This is a genomic window from Methylomagnum sp., from assembly GCF_054333355.1.
The window spans coordinates 1-8,565 of the sequence record NZ_JBTEKS010000182.1 but is presented as its reverse complement, the minus strand read 5'-3'; the positions used below and the strand labels follow the sequence as shown (position 1 = coordinate 8,565).

The 8,565-nt window shown below is 61.2% G+C and carries 6 protein-coding genes; 5 read left to right on the top strand and 1 reads right to left on the bottom strand.

Going from position 1 to position 8,565, the window contains the following annotated elements:
* Window positions 1-322: 322 nt before the first annotated feature.
* On the top strand, window positions 323-4,528 hold the full coding sequence (locus ACXWUF_RS13875; protein WP_458495260.1) for a DEAD/DEAH box helicase: 4,206 nt from the start codon (window positions 323-325) through the stop codon (window positions 4,526-4,528).
* Window positions 4,529-4,571: 43 nt separating this feature from the next.
* Here ACXWUF_RS13875 and ACXWUF_RS13870 read toward each other — a convergent pair whose 3' ends face one another.
* Window positions 4,572-4,784: a hypothetical protein gene (locus tag ACXWUF_RS13870; protein ID WP_458498195.1), complete on the bottom strand. Its 213-nt coding sequence runs from the start codon at window positions 4,782-4,784 to the stop codon at window positions 4,572-4,574.
* A 563-nt stretch (window positions 4,785-5,347) separates the two neighbouring features.
* On the opposite strand from ACXWUF_RS13870, the gene ACXWUF_RS13865 reads away from it, so the two are divergent.
* From ACXWUF_RS13865 to ACXWUF_RS13850, 4 genes are all read left to right on the top strand, one after another.
* Window positions 5,348-5,833, top strand: a complete 486-nt coding sequence (locus ACXWUF_RS13865) for a cupin domain-containing protein (protein ID WP_458495258.1) — start codon at window positions 5,348-5,350, stop codon at window positions 5,831-5,833.
* Window positions 5,834-6,055: 222 nt separating this feature from the next.
* Window positions 6,056-7,723 (top strand): energy-dependent translational throttle protein EttA, encoded by a 1,668-nt coding sequence (gene ettA, locus ACXWUF_RS13860; protein ID WP_458495257.1) that lies wholly within the window; start codon window positions 6,056-6,058, stop codon window positions 7,721-7,723.
* A 103-nt stretch (window positions 7,724-7,826) separates the two neighbouring features.
* A complete protein-coding gene (locus tag ACXWUF_RS13855) occupies window positions 7,827-8,207 on the top strand; it encodes a clan AA aspartic protease (RefSeq protein ID WP_458495256.1) in 381 nt (126 codons plus the stop codon).
* 101 nt (window positions 8,208-8,308) lie between these two features.
* The gene (locus tag ACXWUF_RS13850) at window positions 8,309-8,419 is read left to right on the top strand and encodes a hypothetical protein (protein ID WP_458495261.1); all 111 of its coding nucleotides are present in this window, start codon (window positions 8,309-8,311) and stop codon (window positions 8,417-8,419) included.
* The last annotated feature ends 146 nt before the right edge of the window (window positions 8,420-8,565 follow it).

The window sequence follows — 8,565 nt, the reverse complement described above, 5'->3', positions numbered from 1 at the left end:
ATCGTGGATAAATTCAACGGCGAAGACGCGCCTGCCCGGGCTATTGCCGTGATCGAATCGGGGCCGCGCCGTTCTGCGGCAAGTGAACCGCTACCCTCTTAAATTTGAATCGGATTTGTCTTGACCGGGGGTCCACTTAACCTGAAGGCCGTTCGTTTCTGCTTGTTCCCCCCCAGCCATCCCCGCCCACCCCACTGTCCCACCCAGCCCTTACCTCACCCCAGCGCAACCCGTAAAATGCCCGCCTAAATCGCGGCCTGCCATCACCGCAGGCCGTTTCCAACGTCTAACCATCCAAGCAACCCAGAAACACCGATTCCCCATGTCCGATACCCCCACCAGCCAGCGCCAAGAACTCATGGCCGCTTATATGGCGCTCGACAAACAAAACCAAGACATCATCAACCTGCTGGCCGCCAATTGGGGAGCGCTGAACCAATCCCAACTCAAGACCGGCCTGAATATCTCGCCCAAGCAAAAGCTGGAAATCAGCACCATCGAAAAGCGCGGCCTGATCGTCAGAGAAAAAATGGTGGGCATTTCCCTCAGCAACAGCGGCATCAAATGTCATCCCGCCATCATCGAACTGGTGGCCCGCCATTTAGTGACCCAAAGCGCCTTCGGGCGTTACGCCGAACTGGCCCGGAAAGCCTGGCCCCTGGAACGCTTCCAGCCACCCCGCCAGGAAGAAATCCGCTTCGCGAGCGAGGACCAACTCATCCGGGAAGTGCGCTTTGGCCTGTACGAAGACGACCCAGCCCTCATCACCCGCGCCTTCGAGAGCCTCAGGCAAAACCGTTACTTATATTGGGGGGGCTTGGCTGACCGCTGGTCGAATCCCGCCCCCATCTACGCCCGGGTCTGCGCCAATCCCTTCGATCCGAATTGGTTCCAAGCCCTGCCGCCCAGCGTTCAAAAAGTGACCCTGCCGTTACTGCCCAACCTGCTGGCGCTGGAATGGCGCATGGACGAAGCCACCTATCACACCCTGGCGGACCTCGGTCGGGACAACCCCGCCTGCCAGCCCGGCCTAGCCTTCGCCGCGTTATTGCGGGGCGATGCGGCGGGCGCGATGACTCACTTGGCCGCCAGCGCCGCCCAGCCCGTGGAAATCGCCGTCCTCGGTGGCTTGCTGCGGCTCCTGCAAGGCGATGAAGACGCGGCCATCAAACATTTTGGCGAGGCGGTGCGGCTGCACCGCCGGGAAACCGGCCAGCGGCGCGGTTTTCTGCCCGGCATTGCGGGCGCGTTCTACGTTGTGGCCTTGATGATCCGCAACCAAGGCAAGGACTTCGAGAACGCCAATACCCTGCTGGACAACGTGGATACGAACCACCCCCAATGGGCGATCCTCAGCCTGATGCGCTACGGCTTCAGCTTGGAAAGCGGCAACGCCGACAGCCTGAAGGGCTTCCGCGAGAAGTTGAAACAGAACCTCACCGGCAGCCATGCCACGCCCTGGCTGGCTTGGTTTGGGCTGTTGATCCTGGCCCGCTACGACGAGCAGCCGGATATTTCGGAATACCTGCCCGTGGTATTGGCTTTCCGGGAGCGGGCGGAACAGCACGGCTTGGCATGGCCCGCCGCCGAACTCGGCGTCCTGCTGGCCCGGCTGGACCCCAGCCAAGGCGCGTTGGCCGAAGCCGCCGCCGAGTTCCGCGACCGTCCCGGCCTCCGCCTGCTGGCGGATCGGTTCCGCCACGAAGCGCCGTGGGAGCGGGCGCTCAACGCCATCCGCAACACCGTCACAGCGCCGCCCGCCGAAACGTCCGCCAAGCCCGTGAGCCAAGCCGAAACGCGGCTGGCTTGGCTGGTTTTTGAAAGCCAAGGGCATTACAGCGTCGAGGCGAGAGAACAAAAATTGTCCGCCCAGGGCGTGTGGAGCAAGGGGCGGGTGGTGGCGCTCAAAAAGCTGGGAGCAAGCCCCGAAGATTTTGCCTACTTGTCCTCGCACGACCGCCGCGTCATAGGCCACATCGCGATGGAGTATTCCTATGGCTACGCCTACAACCTGACCGAAAAGGGCTGGCTGGCGCTGGCCGGGCATCCGGCGGTGTATTGGGGCCACAACGGCGCCAGCCTGGAACTGGTGGCGACGCCGCCGGAATTGCGGGTCCGCAAGCAGCGCAACGGCCAGATTCGCATCGAGCTGTGGCCGAAGAAAAAGCTCACCGACCAGCGCCTCCCCATCACCAAGGACGGGCTGAACCGCCTCAAGCTGACCGAGTTCAAGCCTGAGCATCAGCGCCTCGCCACCATCGTCGGCGACGGCTTCGAAGCCCCGGCCACCGCCCAGGAGCGCATCCTGACCGGGCTGGGCGCGGTGTCGTCCCTGGTGGCAATCCATTCCGACATCGGCACCGCCGAAGCCTCCGGCGCGGAGAGCGTGCCCGCCGACCCGCGTCCCCGCGTGCAACTGGCCCCGGAAGGCGAGGGGTTGCGGGTGGCGGTGTTGGTGCGGCCCTTCGGCGAGCAGGGTTCCTATTACCCGCCGGGTTCGGGCGGGGCCGGGTTGATTGCGGAGATCAACGGTAAGCGGCTGCAAACCGAGCGCAATTTGAAGCTGGAGCGCCAACTCGCCGCCGATGTGATGGCCGCGTGTCCCGGCTTCCCGCCTCATGTCAGCAAGGTGGACGGCTATCAATGGCATTTGGAAGACCCGGAAAGCAGCCTGGAATTACTGCTGGAACTGGGGCAGGTGGGCGAGCAAGCGGTGGTCGAATGGCCGCAGGGCGAGAAGCTCAAGGTGCTGGGGCAGGCGGGACTCAATCAAATGAGCCTGGCCGTCAAGCGCCAGCGCGACTGGTTCAGCGTCAGCGGCGAACTCAAGCTGGATGACGGCGAGGTGCTGAGCCTGCAACGGCTGCTGGAATTGATCGGCGACCAGAAGGGCCGGTTCGTGCGGCTGGACGGCGACCGCTTCCTGGCCCTCACCGAATCCTTCCGCAAGCGGCTGGAAGACTTGCGGGCCTACACGGAAAGCCACGGCGGCGGGCAACGGCTGCATCCGCTGGCCGCGTCTGTCCTGGACGACATGGCCGGGGACGTGGGCGATTTCAAGGCCGACGCGGCGTGGCGCGAGCAGTTGGAGCGCCTCAAGCAAGCCGGTGAGGTGCGGGCGGAATTGCCGTCCACCCTGCAAGCGGAATTGCGCGATTATCAGCGGGATGGCTACGTCTGGCTGTCGCGGCTGGCGGCGTGGGGCGTGGGCGCGTGTTTGGCCGACGACATGGGTCTAGGCAAAACCGTCCAAGCACTCGCCTTGATCCTGAGCCGCGCCGCCGACGGACCCAGCCTGGTGCTGGCCCCGACTTCGGTGGGCTTCAACTGGCTCAACGAAGCGGGCCGCTTCGCGCCGACGCTCAAGCTCAGGACGCTGGGCGCCACCAACGACCGGCAAGCCTTGGTGGAAGGCTTGGGCGCCATGGATGTGCTGGTGTGCAGCTATGGGCTTTTGCAACAGGAATCCGTCGGCGAATTGCTGGCTACGGTGCGCTGGCGGACCATCGTGCTGGACGAGGCCCAAGCCATCAAGAACGCCGCCACCCGCCGCTCCCAACAGGCCATGAACTTGCAGGGCGATTTCAAGCTCATCACCACCGGCACGCCAGTCGAGAATCATCTCGGCGAGTTGTGGAACCTGTTCCGCTTCATCAATCCGGGGCTGCTGGGTTCGCTGGAAAGCTTCAACCGCCGCTTCGCCGGTCCCATCGAGCGCGACCAGGACCGCGAGGCCCGCCGCCGCTTGAAGCGCCTGATTCAGCCATTCATCCTGCGCCGCACCAAGACCCAAGTGCTGGAAGAACTTCCCGCCCGCACCGACATCGAGCTACAGGTGGAACTGAGCGAGAAGGAAGCGGCCTTCTACGAAGCCTTGCGCCGGAAGCTCCTGGACGAGTTGAACGAAACCGGCGGTCCTATCGAAGACCAGCGCTTCAAGGTGCTGGCGGCCATCACCAAGCTGCGCCGGGCCTGCTGCAACCCGAACCTGATTGCGCCGGAGCTTGGGCTTTCCAGCAGCAAGCTGGCCTTGTTCGGCGAGGTGTTGGAGGAATTGCTGGAAAACCGCCACAAGTCGCTGGTGTTCAGCCAGTTCGTGGATCATTTATTGCTGGTGCGGGCCTATCTGGACGAGAAGGGCGTCGCCTATCAATACCTGGATGGCTCGACCCCGGCGCCGGAGCGCAAGAAGCGGGTGGAAGGTTTCCAAGCAGGGCAGGGCGATGTGTTCTTGATTAGCTTGAAGGCGGGCGGCACGGGGCTGAATCTCACGGCGGCGGATTACGTCATCCACCTCGATCCGTGGTGGAATCCGGCGGTGGAGGATCAAGCCTCCGACCGCGCCCACCGCATCGGCCAGACCCGGCCCGTCACGGTGTATCGGCTGGTGGCGGGCGGCACCATCGAGCAAAAGATCGTCGCTTTACACCGGCAGAAGCGGGAACTGGCCGACAGCCTGCTGGAAGACGGCGACATCAGCGGCAAGGTCGGGGCGGATGAGTTGCTGCAATTGATGCGGGAGGGGTGAAGTTGGTGGCCCGGATTCCGCTGCGCTTCATCCGGGCTACCCGTTACGCGCCTTGCTCGGAAGACTCGCTGGCCTGTCCTACATCGGCTTTTTTGGGTTTGCGTTTGGCTTTGGCGGGCTTTTTGGCTTCTTCCAATTGCTGGATGCGGGCCAGTGCCTGCTCCTTCCGCAGGGCTTCGCTCGCCTCGAACTGATGCCATATCTCGGCCTGAAATTCAGCCCAGCGCGATTTGAGGGCTTCAAATTCTTGAGCCATTTGCTCGGACTCGGGCGACGCCAGAGACGCGAGATACGTCGTCGCGTAGATATAAAGCGGGGCACGCCAGCGGCTTCGGCTATCGAGAAATATCGTGGAATCTCGGCAGCGGAAGTAAAGGATATCCTGACTCAAACCCGATTTATTCGGCGTTAGGGTCCGATCAATAACCACCCAGCCATGGGCTTTGCTATAGCCCCACCACGGGGGTAATTCTGGTATTTCAATAATGGCTGTCACCCTCAGTTTTGGGATAAGGCCGGGACGTCTGGTGCCCGCCTAAAATGCGCCAATAGCCTACGAAATCAGCTTTTGGCGGGTTTGCGTTTGGGCTTGCCCTTGCTTTCCTTTCTCGGGCTATTGCCTTTCATCTGCGTATTCATGGTCTCTTCCTGATTCGTGGGTGAGGATTCACCCCCTTGTATCATGCGCTTAATTGCCCGTGAGTGATAGGAAATTCGCCGATGGACGGCGGTTAAAATAGTCCTAAAGACGGACAAGGCCAGTCCGGCGCTCCAAGACCCATGACTGATTCCAAACACTAAGCGTTTAAAACCCGCCCTATGAAAACCAACAATCCCCCGACATTGCCCGCCCTCGACCCCGCCACGGTCCCCAGCCGAACCGGCTCCACCTACCCGGCGGAAGAGTTTCGCGCCGTGACCGTGGGACGCAGCAAACAAGCCCTAGGCGACGCGCTGGGCCTGCAAACCTTCGGCGTCAATCTGGTCCGGCTGGAACCGGGCGCCGTGTCCGCCCTGCGCCATTGGCACACTCGCCAGGATGAGTTCATTTGTGTGTTGGAGGGCGAAGTGACCCTGGTCACGGAACGGGGCGAGCAATGCCTCGGTCCCGGCCTGTGCGCGGGCTTCCCGGCGGGGAAGGCGGACGGCCATTGCTTGATGAACCGGGGTTCGGCGGTCGCCGTCTATCTGGAAGTGGGCGACCGGCTGCCGGGCGATCAAGCCCATTATCCAGACGCGGACTTGGAGGCCAGGGCAGGGCGGGGGGCTTATCAGTTTTTCCACAAGGACGGATCGGCCTATTGAGCGGGCCGGTGCGCCCGTCTTATTTGAATTCATGGCATTCGCGTAGGCCGACTCGGTTTTGAAAACCGGGTCGGCCTTTGTGTTGCCAAAGCACTCTAACTTATGGCGGCACCGCCGAACCATGAAATAATAGAAGTTTCCACACACCCGCCCTTTGCTGTTGCCCTTGCAAAATCAAAGGGTTTCCCCCCAACCATTCCGTCAACCGGAACAATCCAAACCATGGCTCAATACGTCTATACCATGAACCGGGTGGGCAAAGTCGTGCCCCCCAAGCGCGAGATTCTGCGCGATATTTCCCTGTCCTTTTTCCCCGGCGCCAAGATCGGCGTGCTGGGCCTGAACGGCTCCGGCAAATCCACCCTGCTGCGCATCATGGCGGGGGTGGATCAGGAATTCCTTGGTGAGGCCCGCCCGCAGGCCGGCATCAACATCGGTTATTTGTCCCAGGAACCGCAACTCGATCCCAACAAGACCGTGCGCGGCAACGTCGAGGAAGCCTTGCAGCACGTCAAGGACGCGCTGGCCCGGCTGGACGAGGTCTACGCCGCCTACGCCGAGCCGGACGCCGACTTCGACGCCCTGGCCGCTGAACAAGCCAAGCTAGAAGGCATCCTCCAGGCCAGCGACGGCCACAACTTGGAGCGGACCTTGGAAATCGCCGCCGACGCCCTGCGCCTGCCCGATTGGGACGCCGACATCGCCAAGCTGTCCGGCGGCGAAAAGCGCCGGGTGGCGCTGTGCCGCTTGCTGCTGTCCAGCCCCGACATGCTGCTGCTGGACGAGCCGACCAACCACCTCGACGCCGAGTCCGTCGCCTGGCTGGAACGCTTCCTCCACGACTTCCCCGGCACCGTCATCGCCGTCACCCACGACCGCTATTTCCTTGACAACGTGGCGGGCTGGATTCTGGAACTTGACCGCGGTCACGGTATTCCCTGGGAAGGCAATTATTCTTCCTGGCTAGACCAGAAGGAGCAGCGCCTGCAAGTGGAAGAAAAGCAGGAATCCGCCCGCCAGAAAGCCATGAAGGCCGAGTTGGAATGGGTCCGCGCCAACCCGAAGGGCCGCCACGCCAAGAGCAAGGCCCGTCTGGCCCGCTTCGAGGAGCTATCCAGCCAGGAGACCTTGAAGCGCAACGAAACCAAGGAAATCTACATTCCGCCGGGTCCGAAGCTGGGCAATGTGGTGGTGGAAGTGGAAGGTTTGCGGAAGGGCTTTGGCGACCGTTTGTTGGTCGACGACCTGAGTTTCCGGCTGCCGCCGGGCGGCATCGTCGGCATCATCGGCCCGAACGGCGCGGGTAAAACCACGCTGTTCCGCATGATCGCCGGGACCGAGCAGTCGGACGGCGGCACCATCCGCCATGGCGAGACGGTGAAAATTTCGCATGTCGATCAAACCCGCGACCATTTGGACGATAACAAGACCGTGTGGGAGGAAATCTCCGACGGGCTGGACATGGTGACGGTGGGCACCTATCAGACGCCGTCCCGCGCCTATTGTGGCCGGTTCAACTTCAAGGGCTCGGACCAGCAGAAGCGCATTGGCGATTTGTCCGGCGGTGAGCGCAACCGCGTCCACCTCGCCAAGCTGTTGAAGAGTGGCGGCAACGTGCTGCTCCTCGACGAACCGACCAACGACCTGGACGTGGAAACCCTCCGCGCCTTGGAAGAAGCGCTGTTGGACTTCCCCGGCTGCGCGGTGGTCATCTCGCATGACCGCTGGTTCTTGGATCGTATCGCGACGCACATGCTGGCCTTTGAGGGCGATAGCAAGGTGGTGTGGTTCGAGGGTAATTACGCTGATTATGAGGCTGACCGGCATCGCCGCTTGGGGGCGGAGGCGGATAATCCGCATCGGATTCGGTATAAGCCGTTGGCGGGGTGATCATCTAAAGCCCGCCTTGATACTGGTTCCCAAGCTCCGGCTTGGGAACCCATAGCTTGGAAGCTCTGCTTCCCGATCAGGCTTCAGCTTCCCGGAGAAAATCATGGGACTTGCTTACGCTGATATTGAAGTCGAAAACCTTTTATCCAACCGCCGCATGGCAATCAAAGCCCTGGCAGATTCCGGTGCGGTATTCATGATTATTCCCGAGCATGTCGCCATTCAATTGGGGTATGACTTGGAAGAGGTGAGTCGGCGGGAAGTCATATTGGTGGATGGTTCGCGTAAAAATGTGCCGATGGTTGGGCCGTTACGAGTACATTTTTCTGGTAGGTATTGCGATTTATCTGCTTTGGTATTCGGCGATGAGGCATTATTCGGCGCGGTGCCAATGGAAATGATGGATTTGGTATTGCATCCGGCCAAACAGACCTTGGCAGTAAATCCGGCGAGTCCGTTTATTCCGGTGGCTTTGGCGAAATAACAATATCCGCTATTGAAATGAGCGAAACCTACACCAGCGTATGGGATGCTTTGGAAGATTCCCCCGAAATGGCGGAAGATATGAAGTTGCGCTAAAAACTTATAATCGACCTTCAAGAATATATAAAGGCCCGACAATGGACTCTCGTTGAAGCCGCTCGCCAACTCGGTATGACGCAACCAAGGCTGGATCATTTGTGTCAAGACCCGTGAGATTATCTACCGACGAAACGAATAATTCTGGCTTTCTCTCGCGCCATTCGGCGAGGGCGTTAATGGGGGCGACATGACCCAGCGCCCGCTGGGGGATGGCGTGATTGTAAATATCGGCATAGCGGCGCAGCGTCGTGGCGAGGTTC

Coding starts and splice junctions, on each gene's coding strand:
- ACXWUF_RS13875 (WP_458495260.1), top strand. CDS start 323: ATGTCCGATACCCCCACCAGCCAGCGCCAAGAACTCATGGCCGCTTAT.
- ACXWUF_RS13855 (WP_458495256.1), top strand. CDS start 7,827: ATGGGACTTGCTTACGCTGATATTGAAGTCGAAAACCTTTTATCCAAC.
- ettA (WP_458495257.1), top strand. CDS start 6,056: ATGGCTCAATACGTCTATACCATGAACCGGGTGGGCAAAGTCGTGCCC.
- ACXWUF_RS13870 (WP_458498195.1), bottom strand. CDS start 4,784: ATGGCTCAAGAATTTGAAGCCCTCAAATCGCGCTGGGCTGAATTTCAG.
- ACXWUF_RS13865 (WP_458495258.1), top strand. CDS start 5,348: ATGAAAACCAACAATCCCCCGACATTGCCCGCCCTCGACCCCGCCACG.